The sequence below is a fragment of the Serratia sp. ASV30 genome (assembly GCF_016428815.1).
GTDB lineage: Bacteria > Pseudomonadota > Gammaproteobacteria > Enterobacterales > Enterobacteriaceae > Chania > Chania fonticola_C.
The window spans coordinates 29,965-55,018 of record NZ_JAELTL010000037.1; the positions used below are offsets into that span (position 1 = coordinate 29,965).

General features: G+C 55.4%; 27 protein-coding genes. 24 read left to right on the forward strand and 3 right to left on the reverse strand.

Annotated elements, in window-relative coordinates:
- Positions 1-61: 61 nt before the first annotated feature.
- From JHD74_RS16595 to tauD, 9 genes are all read left to right on the forward strand, one after another.
- Positions 62-979, forward strand: a complete 918-nt coding sequence (locus JHD74_RS16595) for a GNAT family N-acetyltransferase (protein WP_199063114.1) — start codon at positions 62-64, stop codon at positions 977-979.
- Positions 980-1,026: 47 nt separating this feature from the next.
- A complete protein-coding gene (locus tag JHD74_RS16600; protein WP_199063115.1) occupies positions 1,027-2,289 on the forward strand; it encodes an MFS transporter in 1,263 nt (420 codons plus the stop codon).
- On the forward strand, positions 2,282-3,358 hold the full coding sequence (locus JHD74_RS16605) for a Gfo/Idh/MocA family protein (protein WP_199063116.1): 1,077 nt from the start codon (positions 2,282-2,284) through the stop codon (positions 3,356-3,358). The genes JHD74_RS16600 and JHD74_RS16605 overlap by 8 nt, the downstream gene beginning before the upstream one ends.
- Positions 3,355-4,419, forward strand: coding sequence for a sugar phosphate isomerase/epimerase (locus JHD74_RS16610; RefSeq protein WP_199063117.1), 1,065 nt, complete (start codon positions 3,355-3,357; stop codon positions 4,417-4,419). The genes JHD74_RS16605 and JHD74_RS16610 overlap by 4 nt, the downstream gene beginning before the upstream one ends.
- Positions 4,416-5,543, forward strand: a complete 1,128-nt coding sequence (locus JHD74_RS16615) for a Gfo/Idh/MocA family protein (protein WP_199063118.1) — start codon at positions 4,416-4,418, stop codon at positions 5,541-5,543. Before JHD74_RS16610 ends, JHD74_RS16615 begins: the two co-directional genes overlap by 4 nt.
- Before the next feature lie 93 nt (positions 5,544-5,636).
- Positions 5,637-6,632, forward strand: coding sequence for a taurine ABC transporter substrate-binding protein (tauA, locus tag JHD74_RS16620; protein ID WP_199063119.1), 996 nt, complete (start codon positions 5,637-5,639; stop codon positions 6,630-6,632).
- 10 nt (positions 6,633-6,642) lie between these two features.
- Positions 6,643-7,410: a taurine ABC transporter ATP-binding subunit gene (gene tauB, locus JHD74_RS16625; protein WP_024530823.1), complete on the forward strand. Its 768-nt coding sequence runs from the start codon at positions 6,643-6,645 to the stop codon at positions 7,408-7,410.
- Entirely contained in the window at positions 7,407-8,240 is an 834-nt protein-coding gene (gene tauC, locus JHD74_RS16630) for a taurine ABC transporter permease TauC (RefSeq protein WP_199063120.1), read from the forward strand. Before tauB ends, tauC begins: the two co-directional genes overlap by 4 nt.
- Positions 8,237-9,085 carry a taurine dioxygenase gene (gene tauD / locus JHD74_RS16635; RefSeq protein WP_199063121.1) on the forward strand — a complete coding sequence of 283 codons (849 nt, stop codon included), beginning with the start codon at positions 8,237-8,239 and terminating at the stop codon, positions 9,083-9,085. The genes tauC and tauD overlap by 4 nt, the downstream gene beginning before the upstream one ends.
- A 3-nt stretch (positions 9,086-9,088) precedes the next feature.
- Here tauD and JHD74_RS16640 read toward each other — a convergent pair whose 3' ends face one another.
- A complete protein-coding gene (locus JHD74_RS16640) occupies positions 9,089-9,808 on the reverse strand; it encodes an NUDIX domain-containing protein (protein WP_024530826.1) in 720 nt (239 codons plus the stop codon).
- A gap of 192 nt (positions 9,809-10,000) precedes the next feature.
- Here JHD74_RS16640 and prs point away from each other — a divergent pair, with 192 nt between their 5' ends.
- Together prs and JHD74_RS16650 are read left to right on the forward strand one after the other, a co-directional pair.
- Positions 10,001-10,861 carry a ribose-phosphate diphosphokinase gene (prs, locus tag JHD74_RS16645; RefSeq protein ID WP_199063122.1) on the forward strand — a complete coding sequence of 287 codons (861 nt, stop codon included), beginning with the start codon at positions 10,001-10,003 and terminating at the stop codon, positions 10,859-10,861.
- Positions 10,862-10,871: 10 nt separating this feature from the next.
- Complete coding sequence (locus JHD74_RS16650) at positions 10,872-12,392, forward strand: nicotinate phosphoribosyltransferase (protein ID WP_199063123.1); 1,521 nt, start codon at positions 10,872-10,874, stop codon at positions 12,390-12,392.
- Positions 12,393-12,509: 117 nt separating this feature from the next.
- Here the strand turns inward: JHD74_RS16650 and JHD74_RS16655 are convergent, their stop codons facing one another.
- Positions 12,510-14,429, reverse strand: a complete 1,920-nt coding sequence (locus JHD74_RS16655) for an ABC transporter ATP-binding protein (protein WP_024530829.1) — start codon at positions 14,427-14,429, stop codon at positions 12,510-12,512.
- Positions 14,430-14,563: 134 nt separating this feature from the next.
- Here JHD74_RS16655 and kefG point away from each other — a divergent pair, with 134 nt between their 5' ends.
- From kefG to slyD, 4 genes are all read left to right on the forward strand, one after another.
- Positions 14,564-15,118, forward strand: coding sequence for a glutathione-regulated potassium-efflux system ancillary protein KefG (gene kefG / locus JHD74_RS16660; protein WP_024482696.1), 555 nt, complete (start codon positions 14,564-14,566; stop codon positions 15,116-15,118).
- Positions 15,118-16,926, forward strand: coding sequence for a glutathione-regulated potassium-efflux system protein KefB (gene kefB / locus JHD74_RS16665; protein WP_024530830.1), 1,809 nt, complete (start codon positions 15,118-15,120; stop codon positions 16,924-16,926). The genes kefG and kefB overlap by 1 nt, the downstream gene beginning before the upstream one ends.
- A 14-nt stretch (positions 16,927-16,940) precedes the next feature.
- Positions 16,941-17,144, forward strand: a complete 204-nt coding sequence (locus tag JHD74_RS16670; protein ID WP_029711887.1) for a YheV family putative zinc ribbon protein — start codon at positions 16,941-16,943, stop codon at positions 17,142-17,144.
- A gap of 94 nt (positions 17,145-17,238) precedes the next feature.
- Positions 17,239-17,826: a peptidylprolyl isomerase gene (slyD, locus tag JHD74_RS16675; protein ID WP_021181645.1), complete on the forward strand. Its 588-nt coding sequence runs from the start codon at positions 17,239-17,241 to the stop codon at positions 17,824-17,826.
- A gap of 45 nt (positions 17,827-17,871) precedes the next feature.
- Here slyD and JHD74_RS16680 read toward each other — a convergent pair whose 3' ends face one another.
- Positions 17,872-18,099 (reverse strand): protein SlyX, encoded by a 228-nt coding sequence (locus JHD74_RS16680; protein ID WP_024530832.1) that lies wholly within the window; start codon positions 18,097-18,099, stop codon positions 17,872-17,874.
- Between the two features lie 317 nt (positions 18,100-18,416).
- On the opposite strand from JHD74_RS16680, the gene fkpA reads away from it, so the two are divergent.
- The 9 genes from fkpA to JHD74_RS16725 all read left to right on the forward strand — a co-directional run.
- On the forward strand, positions 18,417-19,295 hold the full coding sequence (gene fkpA, locus JHD74_RS16685; RefSeq protein ID WP_024482692.1) for an FKBP-type peptidyl-prolyl cis-trans isomerase: 879 nt from the start codon (positions 18,417-18,419) through the stop codon (positions 19,293-19,295).
- A 326-nt stretch (positions 19,296-19,621) separates the two neighbouring features.
- Positions 19,622-20,344, forward strand: coding sequence for a transcriptional regulator (locus JHD74_RS16690; protein ID WP_024482691.1), 723 nt, complete (start codon positions 19,622-19,624; stop codon positions 20,342-20,344).
- Positions 20,344-20,733: a sulfurtransferase complex subunit TusD gene (gene tusD, locus JHD74_RS16695; RefSeq protein WP_074032196.1), complete on the forward strand. Its 390-nt coding sequence runs from the start codon at positions 20,344-20,346 to the stop codon at positions 20,731-20,733. Before JHD74_RS16690 ends, tusD begins: the two co-directional genes overlap by 1 nt.
- A gap of 9 nt (positions 20,734-20,742) precedes the next feature.
- Positions 20,743-21,102 (forward strand): sulfurtransferase complex subunit TusC, encoded by a 360-nt coding sequence (gene tusC / locus JHD74_RS16700; RefSeq protein WP_024530834.1) that lies wholly within the window; start codon positions 20,743-20,745, stop codon positions 21,100-21,102.
- 9 nt (positions 21,103-21,111) lie between these two features.
- The gene (gene tusB, locus JHD74_RS16705; protein WP_024530835.1) at positions 21,112-21,399 is read left to right on the forward strand and encodes a sulfurtransferase complex subunit TusB; all 288 of its coding nucleotides are present in this window, start codon (positions 21,112-21,114) and stop codon (positions 21,397-21,399) included.
- Positions 21,400-21,543: 144 nt separating this feature from the next.
- Positions 21,544-21,918: a 30S ribosomal protein S12 gene (gene rpsL / locus JHD74_RS16710; protein WP_021181638.1), complete on the forward strand. Its 375-nt coding sequence runs from the start codon at positions 21,544-21,546 to the stop codon at positions 21,916-21,918.
- Positions 21,919-22,009: 91 nt separating this feature from the next.
- Entirely contained in the window at positions 22,010-22,480 is a 471-nt protein-coding gene (rpsG, locus tag JHD74_RS16715; protein ID WP_021181637.1) for a 30S ribosomal protein S7, read from the forward strand.
- A gap of 90 nt (positions 22,481-22,570) precedes the next feature.
- Complete coding sequence (gene fusA, locus JHD74_RS16720) at positions 22,571-24,685, forward strand: elongation factor G (RefSeq protein WP_024530836.1); 2,115 nt, start codon at positions 22,571-22,573, stop codon at positions 24,683-24,685.
- A 71-nt stretch (positions 24,686-24,756) separates the two neighbouring features.
- Positions 24,757-25,054 (forward strand): GTP-binding protein (locus tag JHD74_RS16725; protein WP_233169678.1); only part of this gene is annotated, 298 nt, incomplete at its 3' end.

Genomic DNA, 25,054 nt, shown 5'->3' on the forward strand with positions numbered 1-25,054 from the left:
TCGATTACATTTCTAATTTAGACCGAATTCCCCCCAATGGTGACGCAATAGGAGGTGGCAGATGGAGATACAGCTTCAGCTAGCGCAGGCGCAGGATCGCAGCGAGATTGCCGCTCTGATCCATTGTTCAACCAATGCCTGGTATCAGCGCCACGGGCTGGGTGACATCTTCTCTGCCGGGCCGGAAAGTTGTGGGCTGTTTGTTGATGTTTATCAGCAGTTGGATGAGGGTCACCACTGGATTGCGCGCGATCAACAAGGGGCAATCTGCGGCTCCTGCTTTTTCCATCCGCGTGAAACTCATTTGGGGTTGGGCATCATGAATGTTCATCCCGATTATTTCGGCCGGAGGATCGCCAGCCGTTTGTTGGCCAAGGCCGACGAACTGGCGGGGGGGTTACCGGTTCGTTTGCTATCCAGCGCGCTAAACCTGGATTCCTATTCGCTCTACCAGCGCGGGGGATTTACCCCGTATGCCCTCTATCAGGATATGACGATCCCAGTGCCGAGCCAGGGATTTGCTTATCCACGCCTGACTCGCGGCCAGGTGCGGGCAACCCGGCTCGACGATCTGCCCGCCATCCTGGAGCTGGAGCGCGAAATACTGGGCATCGAACGCCAGCGCGATATCGATTATTTCCTCAATGATACCCGTGGACTGTGGCGGGTTGCCGTCTGGGAGCTGGACGAGCGCATCGGTGGCTATTTGGCCTCTGTGGCACACCCGGCTTCCCGCATGTTGGGGCCGGGGTGCAGCCATAGCGAAGAGATCGCCCTTGAGTTACTCGGTTGGATGCTGGATCACCATCATCGCGGTACGACACCGGTGGTATTAGTGCCCGCAGAGCGCTCCGCGCTGAGCCAGGTTTTGCTGCGCTGGGGCGGACGAATTTGTGAATTACATATCGCGCAGGTGAAAGGCCAGGCGCAACAACCCGGCGGCGTGGTGATGCCGTCCTTTTTGCCGGAAAGCGGTTAGCACCGGCGTCGTTGCCGTATTAACCAACCAACACCAATGGGGGAGTTATGCAAACAGATAGCCTGGCCCTGGGGGCCAAAAGCACCACGTTCAAATGGGTGGTGCCGCGGCTGGCACTGATGATGTTCCTGCAGTTTTTTGTCTGGGGAGCCTGGTACGTCACGCTCGGCGTGGTGATGGGCAAATATGGACTGACCGCGATCATTGGCGATGCCTATTCCACCGGGCCGATCGCCTCCATTCTGTCGCCTTTTGTACTGGGCATGGTGGTCGATCGCTTCTTCGCCTCACAGAAAGTGTTAGCCGTGCTGCACCTGATTGGGGCAGGCCTGCTGTGGATGATGCCGGGCTTCTTTGCTGAAGGGCAGGGCAGCGGTCTACTGTGGCTCATCTTCGGCTATATGCTGTGCTACATGCCCACCATTGCCCTGAGCAACAACGTGGCATTTTATAGCCTGAGCAACAGTGAGAAGGCCTTCCCGATTGTGCGGGCGTTCGGCACCTTTGGCTGGATTGTCGCCGGGCTGATTGTCGGCACCAGCGGCCTGTCGGACAGTACCGATATCTTCACGCTGGCTGCCGTAGCTTCGTTGGTATTGGCGATTTACAGCTTTACGCTGCCGCATACCCCTGCACCGGAACGCGGCAAGCCAGTAAAAATGCGCGATCTGCTGTGTGCCGATGCTTTCGCGATGCTCAAGCAGCGCCATTTCCTGGTGTTTATCATCTGCGCCATGCTGATCTCTATCCCGCTGGCGGCGTATTACGCCTATGCTGCGCCGTTCGTTGCCGCGGCCGGTTTCACCAACGTGGGTGGCGTGATGTCGCTGGGGCAAATGTCCGAGCTGTTCTTCATGCTGCTGATCCCGTTCCTGTTTGCCCGCTTGGGGATCAAGTACATGCTGATGATCGGCATGCTTTCCTGGTTCCTGCGCTATGTGATGTTCGCTCTGGGCATTACCGAAGAAATGCGCTGGATGATCTACCTCGGCATCATCCTGCATGGCATGTGCTATGACTTCTTCTTCGTTATCGGCTTTATCTATACCGATAAAGTGGCGGGGGACAAGGTAAAAGGTCAGGCACAAAGCCTGCTGGTGTTGTTCACATACGGCATCGGTATGCTGATTGGTTCACAAATCAGCGGTGCGCTGTTTAACCATATGGTGACGGCGGAAGGAACTGAGGCGTTGCCGCAATGGCAGCACTTCTGGTGGTATCCGGCCTTCGGTGCATTGGCGATCGCCGCGCTGTTCTTCTTCACCTTCAACTACCGGGATATTCCAGCAGGGGAGAAACGCGATGGCTGATTTGCGGGTGCTGGTGGTGGGCTGCGGCAATATGGGGGCGTCCCATGCCGAGGCCTACCACGCTATGGATGGGGTGACAATCTGCGGTCTGGTGGCTCGGGGCGAGTCGCGTGAGTTGCTCAATCAACATTTGGGGGGCGGCTATCCCACCTTTAGCGACTTTGAGTTGGCGCTGGCGCAAACCCGGCCTGATGCCGTGTGCCTGACCACTTATCCGGACACCCACGAAACCTACGCCTTGGCAGCACTGGCGGCGGGATGTCATCTGTTTATCGAAAAGCCGCTCGCCACCACGGTAGCAGGGGCTGAAAGGGTGATTGCTGCCGCTCATCAGGCACAACGACAGGTGGTGGTGGGCTATATTCTGCGCCATCACCCCTCTTGGCAGCAGTTTGTGGAGCTCGCTCGCGGTTTGGGTAAGCCCTTGGTGATGCGGATGAACCTCAACCAGCAAAGCCACGGGCAGATGTGGAATGTGCATCGCAACCTGATGCAGTCATTGTCGCCAATCGTTGATTGCGGAGTACATTATCTGGACGTGATGTGCCAGATGGCCCAGGCAGAACCGATCAGCGTAAGCGCTATTGGTGCCCGGCTGACCGATGACCTGCCGCAGGGGATGTATAACTACGGCCAGCTACAGGTGCGTTTTGCCGACGGATCGATCGGCTGGTACGAAGCGGGCTGGGGGCCGATGATCAGTGAAACGGCTTACTTTGTGAAAGACGTCATTGGGCCGCGCGGCGCGGTTTCGATCGTGGCCCGTCATCACGAAAGGGCTTCTGACGATGTCGGGGGACATACCAAAACCGAATCATTGCGGGTGCATTACGCCGATTTAGACGATGAGAACCGCTTTAAGCGGCCGGATCGCTGGATCGATTGCCAGGATGAGCCGGACCATTTAGCGCTGTGCCTGAGTGAACAGCGTTACTTTTTACAGGCTATTCGTGAGGGCCTGGATCTCAATCAGCATCTTCAGGATGCGCTAAACAGCTTACGGGTGGTGCTGGCGGCGGACGAAGCGGTACGCAGCCAACGCACGGTGGTATTGGGGAGTGAGGAATGAAGACGATACAGGGGCCGGGGCTGTTTCTGGCGCAGTTTATCGCCGAGCAGGCCCCGTTTAATACGCTGGATAGCCTGGCGGAATGGGCTGCCGGGTTGGGTTTTACCAGCGTCCAGATCCCCACGCTTGAGCCGGCCATTTTCGATTTGGCGCTGGCGGCGCGTAGTCAGGATTATTGTGATGAGATCGTCGCCCGGCTTGGGCGGCACGGTATTCGCATCAGCGAGCTGTCGACGCATTTGCAAGGGCAACTGGTCGCCGTCCATCCAGCCTACGATCTGGCCTTTGACGGTTTTGCTCCGCCAGAAGTCCGGGGTAAACCGCAGCTGCGGCAGGCCTGGGCAACGGAGCAACTGTTGCTGGCGGCACAGGCATCTCAGCGCTTGGGGCTAACGGCCCATGCGACCTTCTCTGGGGCGCTGGCGTGGCCCTATTTCTATCCGTGGCCGCCGCATAATGCGTTACTGTTGGAGGAGGCTTTCGAACAGTTGGCCGAGCGCTGGCTGCCGATCCTGGACGCCTTCGATCGGGCTGGTGTAGATGTGTGCTATGAGCTGCATCCGGGGGAGGATTTACATGACGGCGTGACCTTTGAACGCTTTCTGGCCAAGGTCGGCAATCATCCCCGCTGCCATATTCTCTATGATCCGAGCCATCTGCATTTGCAACAGATGGACTATCTGGGCTTTATCGATTGTTATCACCCACGTATCCGCGCATTTCACGTCAAAGATGCCGAGTACCGCCCCAACGCCCGCAGCGGCGTATATGGGGGCTACCAACCCTGGTTGGAAAGGCCTGGGCGCTTCCGTTCATTGGGGGACGGGCAGATCGACTTCCCGGCGATTTTCAGCAAGCTGACGCAGTACGGCTTCCCTGGAGTCGCTACGTTGGAATGGGAGTGCTGCCTTAAGTCGCCGGAGGCTGGGGCACGCGAAGGTGCCGCCTTTATCGCCCGCCATATTATTCCGGTAGCGGAACGGGCCTTTGATGATTTTGCCGCGGTGGATACTGACCGTGAGCGAGTCAGAGCCATGCTGGGCGTGGAGGATGCATCATGAGATTGAAGCTGGGAATGGTAGGTGGTGGTGAAGGCGCGTTTATTGGCGCGGTGCATCGGCTGGCGGCGCGGATGGATGATGAGTTTGAGCTGGTCGCCGGGGCTTTCTCCTCCGATAGACAAAACTGTCTGCGCACCGGGGCGCTACTGCATCTGCAACCGGATCGCTGCTATGCCGATTTTAGCCAGATGGCGTTGGCGGAAGCGGCACGCGAGGATGGAATTGATGTCGTTGCGATCGTGACCCCGAATCATTTGCACGCCCCAGTCGCCAGTGCCTTTCTCAACGCCGGGATTGATGTGATCTGCGATAAGCCGTTATGCACCTCCTATGCCGAGGCTCTGCAACTGGCACAAACGGTGCACCACAGCGGCAGACAACTGATCCTGACCCATAACTACAGCGCCTACCCGCTGGTGCGTGAGGCACGTAGCCGGATATTGGCGGGGGAGTTGGGTGAGATCCGCTTCGTCGAGGTGGAATATCTGCAGCAGTGGCTGGCAAAACCGCTAGAACTGACCGACAACAAGCAGGCCGGTTGGCGTGCGCAGCCGGAAAAAGCCGGATCCGGTTGCATCGGTGACGTAGGTACCCATGCTTGGCAACTGGCAGAGTTTGTCAGTGGCATGTTGCCTGAGGCGATCAGCGCTGAGCTGACGTCATTCATCGCGGGGCGCAAGCTGGACGACGATGTGCGGGTGCAGATGCGTTATGCCAACGGTGCCAAAGGTCGGCTCTGGGCTAGCCAGGTAGCCTGTGGTCATGAGAATGGGCTGAAGTTACGAGTTTACGGCAGTGAGGGCAGCCTGGAGTTTTGCCAGGAAAACCCGAACCAGCTGTGGATACGGCCTTTTGACGCGCCCCCCTATTGCATCACCCGCGCTTCGGCATTTCAGCACGTAGAGAACCGCCAATTGGCCCGCGTACCCGCAGGGCATCCTGAAGGTTATCTGGAAGGGTTTGGCCAGATTTACCGTGAAGCGGCCCGGTGTTTGCGTGATGGCCCTTCGGCGGCACCGTTGTTACCAGGGATTGAAACGGGTGTGCAAGGGATGGCGTTTATTGATGCCGCTCAGCGCAGTAGCCGTGCAGGGGGAGAGTGGGTGGTATTGATATCGCCATAAGTAATAAAGAATATTTTTTTATTCTTTTATTGCCGAGCGCCGCTCAGATAAAACTGTTGGTCACAGCACAGAATTTTATCAACGGAGCGGATCATGGCGAGCAAACTTTTCTCATTACGCAGTGCAGTATTGTTGGCTTTATCGCTCGGTGCGGCCAGTGCCCAGGCAGTGGACGTCACCGTGGCGTACCAGACCTCCGCCGAACCCGCCAAGGTGGCGCAGGCGGAAAACAGCTTTGCCAAACAGTCTGGCGCGACCGTTGACTGGCGCAAGTTCGATAGCGGCTCCAGCGTGTTGCGTGCGCTGGCCTCTGGCGACGTGCAGATTGGCAATATCGGCTCCAGCCCGCTGGCCGTGGCCGCCAGCCAGAAGCTCCCTATCGAAGTGTTCCTGATCGCCTCGCAGCTGGGCAGTTCCGAAGCGCTGGTGGTGAAAAATGACATCAAATCTCCCCAGGATCTGATCGGTAAGCGTATTGCGGTACCGTTCATTTCCACCACTCACTACAGCCTGCTGGCCTCCCTGAAACACTGGGGCATCAAACCTGACCAGGTGCAAATTCTCAACCTGCAACCGCCAGCCATTGCGGCGGCCTGGCAGCGTGGGGATATCGACGGGGCTTACGTATGGGCTCCGGTGGTCAATGAACTTGCCAAACAGGGCAAAGTGTTGACCGACTCCGAGCAGGTTGGCCAGTGGGGCTCACCAACGCTGGACGTGTGGGTAGTGCGCAAAGACTTTGCCGAGCAGCACCCTGAAGTCGTCACCGCGTTTGCCGCCAGCGCCCTGAAGGCGCAGAAGGCCTATCTGGCACAGCCGGAACAGTGGCTGAAAGACCCAAGCAACCTCAGCACGCTGGCTCGCCTGAGCGGAGTGCCGCCAGAGCAGGTGCCGGAACTGGTGAAGGGTAACCGCTACCTGCCGGTTGCCGATCAGATCACTCAACTGGGCCAGCCGGTAGATAAAGCCATTCGTGATACCGCCGAGTTCCTCAAGCAACAGGGCAAGATCCCGCAGGTGGACAGTGATTACAGCGCCTATGTGACCGACCGCTTTGTCAAACAGGTGCAGGCTGCGCCGCAGTCGTAAGGGGTCCGCCATGCTAAACGTTAACCATCTTTCGGCCGATTATCAGGGGCGTGCGGCGCTGCGCGATGTGTCGTTCCAGATAGCCAGAGGGCAACTGGTGGTGGTGTTGGGGCCTTCTGGCTGCGGCAAGACCACGTTGCTGAATTTGATCGCCGGGTTTATTGAGCCAACGGCAGGCAGCATTACGTTGGATGATGTCCCCGTCAAAGGCCCGGGTGCCGAGCGGGGCGTGGTCTTCCAGCATGAAGGCTTACTGCCGTGGCGCAACGTGGTGGATAACGTGGAGTTTGGCTTGCAACTGGCCGGTGTGGCCAAGCCGCAACGTCGCAAGGTGGCGCAGCAGATGTTGCAACGCGTTGGGTTGACCGGCTATGAACAACACTTCATCTGGCAACTGTCCGGTGGAATGCGTCAGCGGGTAGGTATTGCCCGCGCCTTGGCTGCTGACCCTCGGCTATTGCTGCTGGATGAGCCTTTCGGGGCACTGGACGCATTCACTCGCGAACAGATGCAAGAACTGCTGTTGAACATTTGGCGCGATACCGGCAAGCAGGTGTTGCTGATCACCCATGACATTGAAGAAGCGGTATTCCTGGCCAGCGAGCTGATACTGCTTTCTCCTGGCCCTGGGCAGGTGGTGGAGCGTTTATCGCTGAATTTTGGCCAACGCTATGCCGCCGGAGAGGCTTGCCGCGCCATCAAGTCTGATCCTGAGTTTATCGCCCAGCGTGAATACGTGCTGGGCCGGGTGTTCCAACAGCGCGAGGCCTTGCTATGAGCCTGCATTCTGTTCTGAAAGCCGCAGTACCGACAGCGGTGCGTCAATCTCGTTTCACGCTGCCGCGCAGCCTCAAGCTGAGCGCGGCAACCTTGCTGGTGCTGTTGGCGGTCTGGTGGGCGGTAACCGCCTTGCAGCTGATCAGCCCGTTATTTCTGCCCGCGCCGCAGCAGGTATTGCATCAGTTAGTGGTCATTGCCAGTCCGCAAGGCTTTATGGATGCCACGTTGTGGCAACACTTAGCCGCCAGCCTGGGCAGAATCCTGGTAGCGCTGCTTGCTGCGGTGGTCATCGGTGTCCCGGTGGGTATTGCGATGGGACTGAGTGAGACGGTACGTGGCCTGCTCGATCCCCTGATTGAAATTTATCGTCCGGTGCCGCCGCTGGCCTATCTGCCGCTGATGGTGATCTGGTTTGGCATTGGCGAAACCTCGAAAATTCTGCTGATCTACCTGGCGATTTTTGCCCCGGTGACGCTTTCGACCGTGGCAGGCGTACGCAGCGTAGCGCAGGTGCGCATTCGTGCTGCACAAGCTTTGGGAGCCAGCCGCTGGCAACTGTTGCGCTTTGTGGTGTTGCCGAGCGCGCTTCCGGAAATTCTAACCGGCATCCGTATTGGCCTGGGCGTCGGCTGGTCTACGCTGGTGGCCGCCGAACTGATTGCCGCCACGCGCGGTCTGGGATTCATGGTGCAGTCCGCAGGTGAGTTTTTGGCGACCGACGTAGTGATCGCCGGTATCAGCGTGATTGCGATAATTGCATTTGGTCTGGAGCTGGGGCTGCGTGCCTTACAGCGCCGTTTGACCCCCTGGCATGGAGTACAGCAATGAACGAACGTTTGGCAATTACCCCGTTGGGGCCTTATATCGGCGCGTTGGTGGAAAATGTCAGTCTGGCGCGGCCACTGGGCGACGGCCAGTTTGAACAGCTTTACCATGCTTTGCTCAAACATCAGGTACTGTTCCTGCGCGAACAGCCAATCACACCGCTACAACAGCGCGAGCTGGCAGGGCGCTTCGGCGATCTGCATATTCACCCGGTGTATCCACATGCTCCCGATGTGGAGGAGATCATTGTGCTGGATACCCATAACGATAACCCGCCGGATAACGACAACTGGCATACCGACGTTACCTTTATTGAAAACCCGCCGCAGGGGGCGATTTTAGCCGCCAAGCAGTTGCCGACGAGCGGTGGGGACACGCTGTGGGCCAGCGGGATTGCCGCCTATGAGGCGTTGTCCGGACCCTTTAAGCGGCTGTTGGCCGGGTTACAGGCGGAACATGACTTCACCAAGTCGTTCCCCGAGTATAAACATCGTGGCAGCGAGGAAGAGCATCAACGCTGGCAGTTGGCCGTGCAGAAAAATCCACCTTTGCTGCATCCGGTGATCCGCACCCATCCGGTGACCGGCAAGCAGGCGCTGTTCGTCAATGAAGGGTTTACTACGCGGATTGTCGATCTGGCGGCGAAGGAGAGTGATGCCCTGCTGAGCTTCCTGTTTGCGCATATCACCAAGCCGGAGTTTCAGGTGCGCTGGCGCTGGCAGGCCAATGATATTGCCATCTGGGATAACCGGGTGACGCAGCATTACGCCAACGCGGATTACCTGCCGCAGCGGCGTATTATGCACCGCGCGACCATTCTGGGAGATAAGCCGTTCTATCGCGCCTGAGGATCACTCCACCATCAGGTTTCTGGAAAAGTTTCTCATATCTACTCCCGCTTTCCTGCGATACAGGCGTGCCTTACGTGCGCCTGTTGCCACTCTCTCGCCGGTTTCCTCAAACATTTCCGAAGCGTCAAAACGCCGCATCAGGCTTTTGCGCTGTACCGTATGCGACAAGATGATCTCAATCACTTCCTGCAACTGGGAAAGCGTAAACTCCGCTGGCAGGCAATAGACCGGCAGCATGGAGTAAGCCGTTTTTTGCCGCAGCCGCTGCAGTGCCGCTTCTACGATCGTTTGATGATCGAAAGCCAGCTGCTGCGCTTGCAGGCTGTCCAACGGTACCCAGGCTACATCGCTCACGTCGGCGATATGCGGCTGGCAATCGGCATGGGCGATCAGAGCAAAGTAGACCGTGGTCAGGCTCCAGCCGCGCGGGTCCCTTTCGGGGCCAGAAAAACTGGCCAACTGCGCCAGATAGGGTGGTACCAAACCTGTTTTTTCCCTCAGTTTACGTTCGGCCGTCGCTTGCGTGGAGGTGTCACGCTGCAAATCGATAAACCCGCCGGGCAATCCCCACTGCTCGAGGAAAGGGTGATTAGCGCGCTTGGCCAACAGCACGCACAGCTTCCCGCCGTGTACGGTAAACAGCACGCTGTCAACGGTGACAAGCGGTGAGGGGAAGAGGCGCGGATCGTAGTTTTTCAGGTACTCGGCTTGCGTGGTCATGCTGGCGCTCGGCTAAAAAGGTCTTTGAGACAATATAACAATAGCTGCCGGCTAATGATAATTATTAAAAACTCGAATAAACATATGGTTAAGCGATTTCGCTGCGATTGATACATTTTTCGCTTGCCAATAAATGTCTCTTGGACAATTATATAAATGTCTTAGGGACAATAATTGGTAAGGGAGAAGAATATGAGCGCACAGCTGCAGTTGTTTTTGAACGATATTGAAGTGACGGTGACAACCGGGAAGTTTCCCGATGGGGCGGTGTATGCCCGTTTTGCACAGCCTGAAACAACGGGAGCTTCGCAGATGCGTATTCGTGCCAGAGCAATGCGCAGCATGGATGACTTCATGCTGCTGGCACAGTTGGCGCAGGCGGTACGCCACCAGTTCCTGATCAAAGAGAGCCAGCTTGAGCTGCCTTACCTGCCCTACGCCCGCCAGGATCGCCATATGACCTCCGGCGACAGCTTTGCGCTCAAGGTGTTCGGCCAATTACTCAACACCTTGGCGTTTGACCGCGTGACGGTACTGGATCCACACAGCGAAGTGGCTGCCGCCGTGATCGACAACATGCACATCATTACTCAGCAACATTGCATGCAGCACAGCAGCAGACTGGCCAATTTATTGACCCAGCAGCAGCTGTTCTTGGTAGCTCCGGATGCCGGCGCGCTGAAAAAAATTCACGCGGTGGCAGCCCACTTTGGCATCGCGCAATACGGCATCCTGACCAAACACCGGGACGTGTTCAGCGGCGAACTGACGAGTTTCGAACTGCTGGCCGGTGATGTGCAGGGCAAAGACGTGCTGATTGTGGATGACCTGTGCGACGGCGGCGGTACCTTTATCGGCTCGGCCAAGGTGTTGCGTCAGGCGGGGGCTCGTACGGTCAGCCTGTATGTCACCCACGGGGTGTTTTCCAAAGGCACTGCGGCTTTGCTGAGCCAAGGCATCGATAACATCTATAGCACCACTTCCTATGCTGCGGCGGAACTCGCTGAGCAACGTGTTGAACTGATTGATATTGCGCGTATCTACGCTCACTAAGGAACCGACTATGTTGACCAATCCTATTCTGGCGATTGATGGCTATAAAGTGTCACACCGTGAGCAGTATCCGCTGGGTACTACGCGGATCTATTCCAACTTCACGCCGCGCAGCGATCGGTTCTTTGCTTCCCCGTTGCCGGACGGCCAACTGGTGTTCTTTGGTTTGCAGGGTTTGTTGCAGTGGTTCATGGTGGATCTCTTCAACCAACAGTTTTTTGCCCAACCGGAAGAGCAGGTAGTGGGGGAATATAAAAAGCTGATGGATAGCTACATTGGTCAGGACCGAGTCTGCGTGGAGCATATTCGCGCCCTGCATCAGCTGGGCTATCTGCCGCTGCATATCAAAGGGCTGGATGAAGGCAGCAAGGTGAGGATGAAGGTGCCTGTGTTGACCATCACCAATACGCGTGAGGAGTTCTTCTGGCTGGTCAACTACCTGGAAACGGTGATCTCGGCCGAATTGTGGAAGGCTTCCACCAATGCCACCATTGCCCACCATTACCGCAAGATCTGCCAGATGTGGGCGGATAAAACCTGTGATGACCTGGCGCATCTGGATTTCCAATGCCACGACTTTTCCTTCCGCGGCATGTCGGGCATGCATGATGTCGCGCAATCCGGTGCCGGGCATTTGCTCAGCTTCAAGGGGACCGACAACATTCCTGCGGTGCTGTACGCACAGAAGTATTATCCAACCGCTGAAGATTACTTCGTGGCTGGCAGCATTCCCGCCACCGAACATAGTGTGATGTGCATGGGAGAGCAGGCAACGGAGATCGAAACGTTCCGCCGCCTGATTGAAGATCTTTACCCGAACGGGCTGGTTTCCATCGTGTCGGATACCTGGGATTACTGGCAGGTGCTGACGGAGTTTACTCGTGAGTTACACAGCAAGATTATGGCGCGCGATGGCCGAGTGGTCTTCCGCCCAGACAGTGGCGACCCGGTGGCTATTCTTTGTGGAACCGGCGACGACAGCGATCGCAGTACGCAACGTAGCCCCGAAGAGAAAGGCTCGGTGGAAGTGTTGTGGGAAATCTTTGGCGGCACGGTTAACAGCAAGGGCTACAAAGTGTTGGATCCGCATGTCGGGCTGATTTATGGAGACTCCATCACTCTGGAACGCGCCCAGGAAATTCTGCAACGGCTGGAAGCGAAAGGTTTTGCCAGTTCTAACGTAGTGTTTGGCGTGGGTTCCTTTACTTATCAGTACAATACTCGCGATACCTTTGGTTTCGCGATGAAGGCCACCTATGGTGAGGTGAACGGAGTGGGGCGCCCCATCTTCAAACAACCGAAGACCGATAGCGGTCTGAAACAGTCTGCACGCGGTTTGTTGCGGGTGGTCCGCGATGAAGCAGGGGAATATCAACTGCTGGATAATCAGGATTGGCAGCAGGAACAGCAGGGCGAACTGAAAACGCGCTTCCTGGATGGCAGACTCTACAACCAGGACTCACTGGAGCAAATCCGCCAGCGCATTGCCTGCCCCTCACTCCAACCCTCTCCCACAGGGAGTGAGAACTGAATTGAGCTCGTAGGCGATTACAGAGTTAATATTTAACTATTTGATATAAAGGATTATAACCAGAGTTAAGCTGTAGCACGATAGGCCCCCTCTCCCTTTGGGAGAGGGGGCGTTAAATCAACTCTCTGCTTCAAACGCCTGGGTGAGCGTCTCCAGCTGTTCCTGGGCATCCAGCCAGGTCATTTCCGTTTCTTCCAGAGCGGACTTGGCCTGGCTTTGCTTTTGCAGGCAGGCGGTCAGATCGGCTTTACGGCTGATGTCGTACAGCGCCGAGTCTGCCAGTTGTTCTTCCACCGCGGCCAATTCGGCACCCAGCTTATCCATCTGTTGTTCCAGCTTGGCGATCTGCTTACGCAGTGGTTGGGTTTGCGTACGGAATTCGGCTTCACGGCGCTTTTGGTCTTTACGCGCCTGGGCGCTGTTGCCGTTATCCTGCTTCGGTGCGGCATCCTGCTGCGCCTGCTGCTTTTGCAGATCGCTAAGCCACTGCTGGTAATCGTCCAGATCGCCCTCGAACTGCTCCACCTGGCCATCGTGCACCAGATACAGATCGTCGGTGGTAGAACGCAGCAGATGGCGGTCGTGCGAAACCACCACCAATGCCCCTTCGAAATCGATTAGCGCCTCGGTTAACGCCTGACGCATATCCAGATCCAGGTGGTTGGTCGGTTCATCAAGCAGCAGCAGGTTAGGGCGCTGCCAGACGATCAGCGCCAGCACCAGCCGTGCCTTTTCACCGCCGGAGAAACGTTCGGTGATTTCGGTGACCTTATCGCCCTGGAAGCCGAAGCCGCCAAGGTAATCGCGTAACTGCTGTTCTAACACGCGAGGGGCGATGCGGCTCAGATGCTGCAGTGGAGACTCATCGGCGCGCAGGAATTCCAACTGATGCTGGGCGAAGTAACCCAGTTTGATGCCCTTTGCCAGCCCGATCTCCCCGCTTAGCGGCTCCAGCGTGCCAGCCAGCATTTTGATCAGCGTTGATTTACCGGCACCGTTACGCCCCAACAGGCCAATACGTGAACCGGGCACCAGGTTGAGCTTGATTGACTGCAAGATCACTTTGTCGCCATAGCCTGCGCTGACTTTTTCCATGCGCAGCAAGGGGTTTGGCAGACTTTCGGGTTGGCGGAAGCTAAACGTGAACGGGTTATCGACGTGCGCTGGGGCAATCAGCTCCATCCGTTCCAGCATTTTGATGCGGCTCTGTGCCTGTTTGGCCTTGGTGGCCTGAGCACGGAAACGGTCAATATAGCTTTGCAGATGCGCCACTTTTTCCTGTTGGCTCTGATACAGCGACTGCTGCTGTGCCAGTTTGGTGACGCGCTGGCGCTCGAAGGAGGAATAGTTGCCGGTATATTCGTTGATGGTCTCATTTTCGATGTGCAGGATCTTGTCGACGATTGGGTCGAGGAAATCACGGTCATGCGAAATCAGCACCAGGGTGCCCGGATAGCTTTTCAGCCAGCGTTCCAGCCAGATCACTGCATCCAGATCCAGGTGGTTGGTGGGTTCGTCCAGCAACAGCAGATCGGAGCGGCAAACCAAAGCCTGAGCCAGGTTGAGGCGCATACGCCACCCGCCCGAGAAGGCGCGCACCGGGCTTTGCAACTGTTCGTTGGAAAAGCCTAAACCGTGCAACAGGCTGGCGGCACGGGAACGGATGGTCCAGGCATCCAGGGCATCGAGCTTGCCGTGCAGCGTGGCGATGGCGTGGCCGTCGTTATTATCGTTTGCCACCTGTAATTCGGCTTCCAACTGGCGGAATTCCCGATCTCCATCGATAACATACTCAATGGCGGGCACGTCCAGTGCCGGTGTTTCCTGATTCACCCAGGCCAGCGCCCAGTTGTTTGGGAAGGTGTAGCTGCCACCGTCTGCGGCGATCTCACCTTTCAACAGGGCCAGCAGCGTCGATTTCCCACAGCCGTTCTTACCCACCAGGCCAACCTTCTGACCTGGATTAACCGTCGCCGTGGCGTTGTCCAACAGGACGCGGGTGCCGCGTCGGATTTGTAGCGAGGAGAAAACAATCATAAAGCGCCGTTTGTTCAGAGTATGTTAAATTGAATTGAGTTTACGTTAACAGGACGCGTAGCAGTCCTATTATTAGTCTTTGCGTTGCATGGTAACGGAAATCCGCCACCCTGACGACGCTTTGGAGGGGAATGATGTCACAGCCGCCGAAGGTTTTGCTGCTGTATGCCCATCCGGAATCCCAGGACTCGGTAGCAAACCGGGTTTTGTTACAACCGGCACAGCAGTTGGAACATGTCACCGTGCACGATTTATACGCGCACTATCCGGATTTCTTTATTGATATCCATCACGAACAACAACTGCTGCGCGACCATCAGGTCATCGTTTTCCAACATCCCCTGTATACCTATAGCTGCCCAGCCTTGCTGAAAGAGTGGCTGGACCGTGTACTGTCCCGTGGCTTTGCCAGTGGGATGGGCGGTAATGCGCTGGCAGGCAAATACTGGCGTTCGGTGATCACTACCGGGGAGCCGGAAGGCGCCTATCGCACCGGCGGTTACAATCGCTACCCGATCGAGGATATTCTGCGCCCTTTTGAGCTGACTGCGGCCATGTGTCATATGCATTGGCTGACGCCGATCCTCGTCTACTGGGCACGCCGCCAGAAACCAGAAGTGCTGAGCAGCCACGCCAGCGCCTATGGCGATTGGTTGCGTAACCCTTTACCGCACACCGGGAGGCACTGATGGAAGGTTCCTCGCTATTAACCGCCATACTGCTGTTCCTGTTTGCTGCGGTGGTGACGGTGCCGATCGCCCGCCGTCTGGGGATCGGGGCTGTTTTAGGCTATCTGATCGCCGGTATCGCCATCGGCCCGTGGGGATTGGGATTCATTCGGGATGTGGATGAAATTCTGCATTTCTCCGAGTTGGGTGTGGTGTTCCTGATGTTTATCATCGGGCTGGAACTGAACCCGGCCAAACTATGGGAACTGCGTCGTTCGATCTTTGGTGTTGGTGCCGGGCAGGTACTGGCCACGGCCGCCGTGCTCGGCGCGCTGCTGTATTTCAGTCATTTTGCCTGGCAGGCGGCAGTGATCGGCGGCATTGGTCTGGCCATGTCATCGACGGCCATGGCGCTGCAGCTGATGCGTGAAAAGGGGATGAACCGTAACGAGGGGGGCCAGCTAGGTTTCTCGGTGCTGCTGTTCCAGGATATGGCGGTGATCCCGGCGTTGGCGCTGATCCCGATCCTGGCCGGTGGCGCAGGTACCAGCGACGATTGGGCAAAAATCGCTATGAAGGTGGCGGCCTTCGGCGGCATGCTGATCGGGGGGCGCTTCCTGTTACGCCCGTTATTTCGTTATATCGCCTCATCTGGGGTGCGTGAAATATTTACGGCCGCCGCGTTGTTGGTGGTGCTGGGGGCAGCGTTGTTTATGGATGCCCTTGGCCTGTCGATGGCATTGGGGACTTTTATCGCCGGGGTGTTGCTCGCAGAGAGCGAATATCGCCATGAGCTGGAAATCGCCATTGAGCCTTTCAAAGGGCTGCTGCTCGGGCTGTTCTTCATCTCGGTAGGCATGGCATTGAATATGGGCGTGTTGTATACCCATCTGCTGGAAGTGCTGCTTGGCGTGGTGATCCTGGTGGCGGTGAAGTCGGGTGTGTTGTACTCAATGGCGCGTATTTTTGGCCTGCGGCGCTCGGTACGTCTGCAATTTTCCGGGGTGCTGAGCCAAGGCGGTGAGTTTGCCTTCGTGCTGTTCTCGGCGGCTTCGACGCAGCATATCTTCGATGATGAACAACTGGCCTTGCTGCTGGTCGTGGTGACGCTCTCAATGATGACCACGCCACTGCTGATGCAGATTATCGATCGCATTCTGGCCCGCCGCTATAACGCCAAGGATGAGGATGAAGAGGCTCCCTACGTGGCAGATGACGATCCGCAGGTAATCATCGTCGGTTTCGGCCGCTTCGGGCAGGTGATTGGCCGCTTGCTGATGGCTAACAAGAAGCGTATCACCGTGCTGGAGCGGGACGTTAGCGCGGTTGGCGTATTGCGCCGATACGGTTACAAGGTTTACTACGGGGATGCCACGGAGCTGGAACTGCTGCGGGCAGCCGGTGCGGCAAAGGCCAAATCTATCGTCATTACCTGCAATGAGCCGGAAGATACCATGGCCATCGTCCATCTGTGTCAGCAGCACTTCCCCAACCTGTCCATTTTGGCGCGGGCGAGGGGGCGTGTGGAAGCGCATGAGTTGCTACAGGCTGGCGTAAAACAGTTTAGTCGTGAAACCTTCTCCAGCGCCCTGGAGCTTGGGCGCAAGGCGTTAACGGAGTTGGGGATGCACCCACATCAGGCTTATCGCGCTCAGCAGCATTTTCGCCGTCTGGATATGCGTATGCTGCGTGAACTGATGCCGCCGCATCTGGGGGACGTGGCCCAGATTTCCCGCGTGAAAGAAGCCCGGCGCGAGCTGGAAGAACTTTTCCACCGCGAAATGCAAAAAGAAAAACGGCAGTTCGACGGCTGGGATGAATACGAATAATTCGGAGCACAAAGATGTCTGCAACACGTAAAAGATTTATCGCCGGGGCGGTTTGCCCAAGCTGTAACGCTATGGATACGCTGGCGGTTTGGCGTGAAGACCAGGTCGAAGTGGTGGAGTGCGTCAAGTGTGGCCACCATCAGCGCCAGACCGAGCAACAGGTGGAAAAACACGTTCGGCCGCAGGAGCAGGTGATCGGTATTTTTGATCCGGAGTAGCGTTATCTGCCGTGATTTTTTATGCTGAAGGGTACAGCGCTGGAGATTTCCGCTACAATCTCCACCGATTTAGTTTCCAACGGTAGGAGATATCATGAAAGTAACAAAAGACTTGGTGGTCAGCCTGGCTTACCAAGTACGTACAGAAGACGGTGTTTTGGTTGATGAGTCTCCGGTGAGTGCACCGTTGGACTATCTGCACGGGCATGGCTCTCTGATCGCAGGTCTGGAAAAAGCACTTGAAGGTCACGAAGCGGGCGATCGTTTCGACGTTCATGTTGCCGCTAACGAAGCTTACGGCAACTACGATGAAAACCTGGTGCAGCGCGTTCCTAAAGACGTCTTTATGGGCGTTGATGAACTGCAGGTAGGCATGCGCTTCCTGGCTGATACCGATCAGGGCCCGGTTCCGGTTGAAATCACCGAAGTTGATGGTGACCACGTAGTGGTTGATGGTAACCACATGCTGGCTGGCCAAGACCTGAACTTCCATGTAGAAGTTGTGGCGCTTCGTGAAGCGACCGAAGAAGAACTGGCTCACGGCCACGTTCACGGTGAGCACGATCATCACCACGAACACGGTGACGGCTGCTGCGGCGGTCATGGCCACGATCACGACCACGATCATGACCACGGCAAGAAAGGCGGCTGTGGTGGCAACGGTGGTTGCGGCTGCCACTAATCCTGGTGCTGTAACTGCAACAAAAGGTCGCTTCGGCGGCCTTTTTTAGTAATGCGGGGGAGGCGTCTCTTCCGACTGTGAGGCGATCATCGAAGGTTGGCTAGCGCGCAGCTTGTCGGTCAGCAGGCGCAGATGTTCCTGTATCTTCAGCATTTCAAGCTGATGCTGCACCACGGTTTGATTGAGTTCCTCAATCGTCACTTCCTGAAAGGCCTGGCGGCTTTCCATCTCTTCCAACCGCAGCAGCAGGTTGTCGTAGTCTTTCTCGTGCATAATGTTACCTCTGGCACTGTTAAATCCGGGATTCTGGCACTATGTTATCAGTAGCGCTCGGCTTTGTGCCTGCCAATTTCGGCAAGCGGTTTTTCACTGCCGGAGAGCGGGCAATTCAATCCGCAAAGTCGATAAATAAAATCGTTAATTATCAATGCTATTTTTATTTTTCTTGAACTTTGCTACCAATATGAGGTCACATCTTGACTCGATTGGTTACCTGTGTGACTGTTTTGTTTTGTTTCAGGCAGCTATAGTAGCCCGGTTAACTTACTTAATGATGGTTTGAGGCACCGCTTCAGACACTGGAGAAATGGATGAAATCTTTGTTTAAAGTCACGCTTCTGGCAACCACTATGGCTCTTGCTCTGAATGCGACCCAAGTGATGGCAGCCGATGCGGCCAAACCTGCTGATGCAGCTACCGTTACCACTACCGGTGAGGTTGCGCCTGCTGCTGAAGCGGCTAAACCTGCAGAAGCACCAAGCACCGGCAAGTTCAAGAATGACGATGAGCAGGTAGCTTACGCACTGGGTGTTCAACTCGGCCGCTACATGGAAAACTCGCTGGATGAACAAGAAAAGCTGGGCATCAAGCTGGACAAAGATGTGATGCTTGGGGCTGTTAAGGACGCGTTTGCCAAGCAGAGCAAGCTGAATGACTCTGACATCGAAAAAACCCTGCAAGGTTTTGAAGTGCGCGTGAAGGCTTCCGCTCAGGCGAAGATGGAGCAGGACGCGAAAGAAAACGAAGCGAAAGGCGCTAAATACGCTGAAACCTTCGCCAAAGAAAAAGGCGCGAAGAAAACCGAATCTGGTCTGCTGTACAAAGTAGAGAAAGAAGGGACCGGTGAAGCACCGAAAGACAGCGATACCGTAGTGGTAAACTACAAAGGTACCCTGACCGACGGCACCGTGTTTGACAACTCCTACGATCGCGGCGAGCCATTGTCATTCCGTCTGGACGGCGTGATCCCAGGCTGGACCGAAGGCCTGAAGCACATCAAGAAAGGTGGCAAGATCAAACTGGTTATCCCACCAGCACTGGCCTACGGTAAAAATGGCGTTCCAGGGATCCCTGCCAACTCCACGCTGGTGTTTGACGTTGAACTGCTGGATGTGAAACCGGCAGCCAAGGCTGACGACAAAACAGAAAAAGCGGCTGATGAAGCTGCTGCAGACGCTAAAGCCAAATAAGTCTGAGATTTTCCCAACCGCCGCGAATGTCCTTCGCGGCGGTTTTCATTTCTGCGCTACCAAGAATGCAAAATATCCTGCAACTTTACTCCCTGTCTCTACTGATCGCTTGACGCCTGCCGGGCATCGGGCTTAACGTCAATATCACGCGCAAATGTAAGAACCAGCATCTGACCGTTTTGCTAGACTCTGGGTCTGAACTTATGAATCATGCGCCTGCCCCTTAGGGCGTGTACCTAAAACTGCTCCCGGCAGCGATTGCTTCCTGCGCGAGCCGTTTTAGTTGCGTCCCCTGGCACAGGCGATCTATGTAGGTGGTATCTTCGATGTCAAATTCGCTTTTATCCAGCGAAGCCAGCGAACTTGATTTGCTGAATGAGCGTCCGTTTAGTCAGACGGACCATGAAATCCTGAAGTCGTATGAAGTCGTGGTCGACGGGCTGGCGATGCTGATTGGTGGGCACTGCGAAATCGTACTGCACTCCCTGGAGGATTTGAAATGCTCCGCCGTGCGTATCGCCAATGGCGAGCACACCGGGCGTAAAATCGGTTCGCCGATCACCGATCTGGCACTGCGTATGCTGCATGATATGGCGGGCGATGACAGCAGCGTCTCTAAAGCCTATTTCACCCGGGCCAAAAGTGGCGTGTTGATGAAGTCGGTGACGATTGCCATCCGCAATCGCGAACAGCGGGTGATCGGCCTGCTGTGTATCAACATGAACCTCGATGTGCCGTTCTCGCAGATCATCCAGACCTTTATGCCGCCGGAAACGCAGGAGGTGGCCTCCTCGGTCAACTTCGCCTCCTCGGTTGACGATCTGGTAGCGCAGACGTTGGAGTTCACCATCGAAGAGGTGAATGCCGATCGCAACGTGTCCAATAACGCCAAAAATCGCCAGATCGTACTCAACCTGTACGAGAAAGGCATTTTTGACATCAAAGACGCGATCAATCAGGTTGCCGATCGTCTGAATATCTCCAAACATACGGTTTACCTGTATATCCGCCAGTTCAAGAGTGGCGATCTGCTGGGCAATGAGCGCTGATGCTTAACTACTGCCTATTGGTCACCGGCCCGGCTTATGGCACTCAGCAAGCGAGCAGCGCCTGGCAGTTCGCCCAGGCCCTGTTGGCGGCAGGCCACCGCATTACCAGCGTCTTTTTCTATCGAGAAGGGGTGCTGAATGCCAACCAGCTATCATCTCCGGCCAGCGATGAATTCGATCTGGTGCGTGCGTGGGTTGATCTGGCCCAGCGGCATAGTGTGGAGCTTAACGTCTGTGTGGCGGCAGCTTTGCGCCGTGGCGTAGCCGATGAGCAAGAAGCTGCGCAGCTGGCGTTGGCGGCCGCTAACCTGCAGCCGGGGTTTACCCTCAGCGGTTTGGGCTCATTGGCAGAAGCGGCGTTGAGCAACGATCGCCTGGTACAGTTTTAAGTGAGCAGAATGAAGCGAGTTGCGTTTGTATTTACCCAGGGGCCACATGGCAGCGCTTCTGGCAGAGAGGGGCTGGATGCGGTACTGGCGACGTCGGCACTGAGCGAGGATATCGGCGTGTTTTTTGTCGGCGATGGCGTGTTGCAACTGCTGCCGGGCCAACAACCCGAAAAGATCCTGGCCCGCAATTACATCGCCACCTTTGGCGTATTGCCGCTGTATGACGTTGAAAACTGCTATCTCTGCGCAACGGCCATCCAGGAGCGCGGCCTACAACAGGTCACGGACTGGGTGCTGAAGGCCGAAATTCTGCCGCCTGATACTCTGCGCCAGAAACTGGCCGCTTACGATGTGGTCATGACTTTCTAGGAAATTTTGATGCTGTATACCCTCAGCCATTCCCCAACCCGTTGCGACCTGCCTGCATTGTTAAGACTCACCAGAGAAGGTGATGCCTTGCTGTTGTTGCAAGACGGCGTGTTGGCTGGCCTGGCCGGTAGCGCCAGCCTTGATTTATTGCTCAATGCCCCCATATCCCTTTATGCGCTGCAGGACGATCTGGATGCCAGAGCCCTGTCTGGTCATTTTTCACACAAAATAACGCTAATCGGTTATACTGACTTCGTTGTGTTAACCGAGAAACACCACAGCCAAATGGCATGGTAATGCGTGTGATGTTGTATATTTCTTGACACCTCTACCAGTCAGCCATAAAATTCTGCGTCCTCGTACTGTGCCAAAAGTGCATACGGGGGATTTATCACATGTTTACGAAGCAAAAAACGAAGCAAAACCCAGGAGCTTTTTTTAATGACTACGATTAATCAGCTGGTTCGCAAACCACGCTCTGTGAAGGCTGCTAAAAGCAACGTTCCAGCGCTGGAAGCTTGCCCGCAGAAACGTGGCGTATGTACTCGCGTATATACTACCACCCCGAAAAAACCAAACTCCGCACTGCGTAAAGTTTGCCGTGTGCGTTTGACTAACGGTTTCGAAGTGAGTTCTTACATCGGTGGCGAAGGCCACAACCTGCAGGAACACTCCGTAATCCTGATCCGTGGCGGTCGTGTTAAAGACTTGCCAGGTGTGCGTTACCACACCGTCCGTGGTGCACTTGACTGCTCCGGCGTTAAAGACCGTAAGCAAGCTCGTTCCAAGTACGGCGTGAAGAAGCCAAAGGCTTAATGGTTCTCCGTTAAGTAAGGCCAAACATTTTAATGTCAAAATAAACTCGTAGAGTTTTGGACAATCCTGAAATTTTCAACGGAGTATTTCCATGCCACGTCGTCGCGTAATAGGCCAACGTAAAATCCTGCCAGATCCTAAGTTCGGATCCGAGCTGTTGGCTAAATTTGTAAACATTCTGATGGTAGATGGCAAGAAATCTACTGCAGAAGCAATCGTCTATACCGCGCTGGAGACCCTGGCTCAGCGTTCTGGTAAAGGTCACCTGGAAGCTTTCGAAGTCGCTCTCGACAACGTTCGCCCGACTGTAGAAGTTAAGTCTCGCCGCGTTGGTGGTTCTACTTACCAGGTACCAGTTGAAGTTCGTCCGGTTCGTCGTAATGCCCTGGCAATGCGTTGGATCGTTGATGCCGCTCGTAAACGTGGTGATAAATCCATGGCTCTGCGCCTGGCGAACGAACTGTCTGATGCAGCAGAGAACAAAGGTTCTGCTGTTAAGAAGCGTGAAGACGTTCACCGTATGGCAGAAGCCAACAAGGCGTTCGCCCACTACCGCTGGTAATCCACGCAGTAGTTATGCTAACCAAGTGGGCGCTTCAAGAAGCCAACCCGCTTGGTTTCACCGAACCGCCTAAGGCAATAGAGGAATCAAATGGCTCGTACAACACCCATTGAGCGCTACCGTAATATCGGTATCAGTGCTCACATCGACGCCGGTAAGACCACAACTACCGAACGTATCCTGTTCTACACCGGTGTAAACCACAAAATCGGTGAAGTTCATGACGGCGCCGCCACCATGGACTGGATGGAACAAGAGCAGGAGCGTGGTATTACCATTACTTCTGCAGCGACAACTGCTTTCTGGTCTGGTATGGCCAAGCAGTTTGAGCCGCACCGTGTAAACATCATCGACACCCCAGGGCACGTTGACTTCACCATCGAAGTAGAACGTTCCATGCGTGTGCTTGATGGCGCGGTAATGGTTTACTGTGCTGTTGGTGGTGTTCAGCCACAGTCTGAAACCGTATGGCGTCAGGCTAACAAATACAAAGTGCCACGCATCGCGTTCGTTAACAAAATGGACCGTATGGGTGCCAACTTCCTGAAAGTTGTTGGTCAGCTTAAATCTCGTCTGGGCGCAAACCCGGTTCCATTGCAGCTGGCAATTGGCGCAGAAGAGAAATTCACCGGTGTTGTTGACCTGGTGAAAATGAAAGCCATCAACTGGAACGAAGCTGATGCAGGCGTGACCTTCGAATACGAAGAGATCCCAGCTGACATGCAAGAACTGGCTGCTGAATGGCACCAGAATCTGGTTGAGTCTGCTGCTGAAGCCTCTGATGAGCTGATGGACAAATACCTGGGCGGCGAAGAGCTGACCGAGGAAGAAATCAAGAAAGCTCTGCGTCAGCGCGTGCTGAACAACGAAGTGATTCTGGTAACCTGTGGTTCTGCCTTTAAAAACAAAGGCGTACAGGCAATGCTGGATGCGGTTGTCGAATACCTGCCAGCACCAAATGACGTTGAAGCTATCAACGGTATTCTGGACGACGGTAAAGATACCCCGGCAGTGCGTCATTCTGACGACTCAGAGCCGTTCTCTGCACTGGCGTTCAAAATCGCTACCGACCCATTCGTGGGTAACCTGACGTTCTTCCGTGTGTACTCTGGCGTTGTTAACTCCGGTGACACCGTTCTGAACTCCGTGAAGGCCGCGCGTGAGCGTCTGGGCCGTATCGTTCAGATGCACGCTAACAAGCGTGAAGAGATTAAAGAAGTTCGTGCAGGCGACATCGCTGCGGCAATCGGTCTGAAAGACGTAACTACCGGTGATACGCTGTGTGATCCAAATAGCCCGATCATTCTTGAGCGTATGGAGTTCCCTGAGCCGGTAATCTCCGTAGCGGTAGAACCAAAAACCAAAGCTGACCAAGAAAAAATGGGTCTGGCTCTGGGCCGTCTGGCGAAGGAAGACCCATCATTCCGCGTATGGACTGACGAAGAATCAGGTCAGACCATCATCGCAGGTATGGGTGAACTTCACCTGGATATCCTGGTTGACCGTATGCGTCGTGAATTTAACGTTGAAGCGAACGTGGGTAAACCACAGGTTGCTTACCGTGAAGCAATTCGCGCGAAAGTTACTGACATCGAAGGTAAACACGCCAAGCAGTCTGGTGGTCGTGGTCAGTATGGTCATGTTGTTATCGACATGTACCCACTGGAGCCGGGCTCAAATCCGAAAGGCTACGAGTTCATCAATGACATCAAAGGTGGTGTGATCCCAACGGAATACATCCCTGCCATTGATAAAGGCCTCCAGGAGCAACTTAAGTCTGGTCCACTGGCCGGTTATCCGGTAGTTGATCTCGGTGTGCGTCTGCATTTCGGTTCTTTCCACGATGTTGACTCCTCCGAATTGGCGTTTAAACTGGCCGCGTCTATCGCCTTTAAAGATGGCTTTAAGAAAGCAAAACCTGTTTTGCTTGAGCCTATCATGAAGGTTGAAGTTGAAACGCCGGAAGAGAACACTGGTGACGTCATCGGTGACCTTAGCCGTCGTCGTGGTCAACTGAAAGGTCAGGAATCCAACGCTACTGGCGTTCAGATTCACGCTGAAGTTCCGTTGTCCGAGATGTTTGGATACGCAACTCAACTGCGTTCTCTGACCAAAGGCCGTGCTTCTTACTCCATGGAGTTCCTGAAGTACGATGATGCGCCGAACAACGTCGCTCAGGCCGTAATTGAAGCCCGTGGTAAATAAGCTTTCGGGTTTAACACATTGATCAGTGCTCCCTCCATGAGGGGGGAGCAAAAGAGTTAAGGAATATAGCCGTGTCTAAAGAAAAATTTGAACGTTCCAAACCGCACGTTAACGTTGGTACTATCGGCCACGTTGACCACGGTAAAACTACCCTGACCGCTGCAATCACTACCGTTCTGGCTAAAACCTACGGTGGTTCTGCACGTGCTTTCGACCAGATCGATAACGCGCCAGAAGAAAAAGCTCGTGGTATCACCATCAACACTTCTCACGTTGAATATGACACCCCGACTCGTCACTACGCGCACGTTGACTGCCCAGGGCACGCCGACTACGTGAAAAACATGATCACCGGTGCTGCTCAGATGG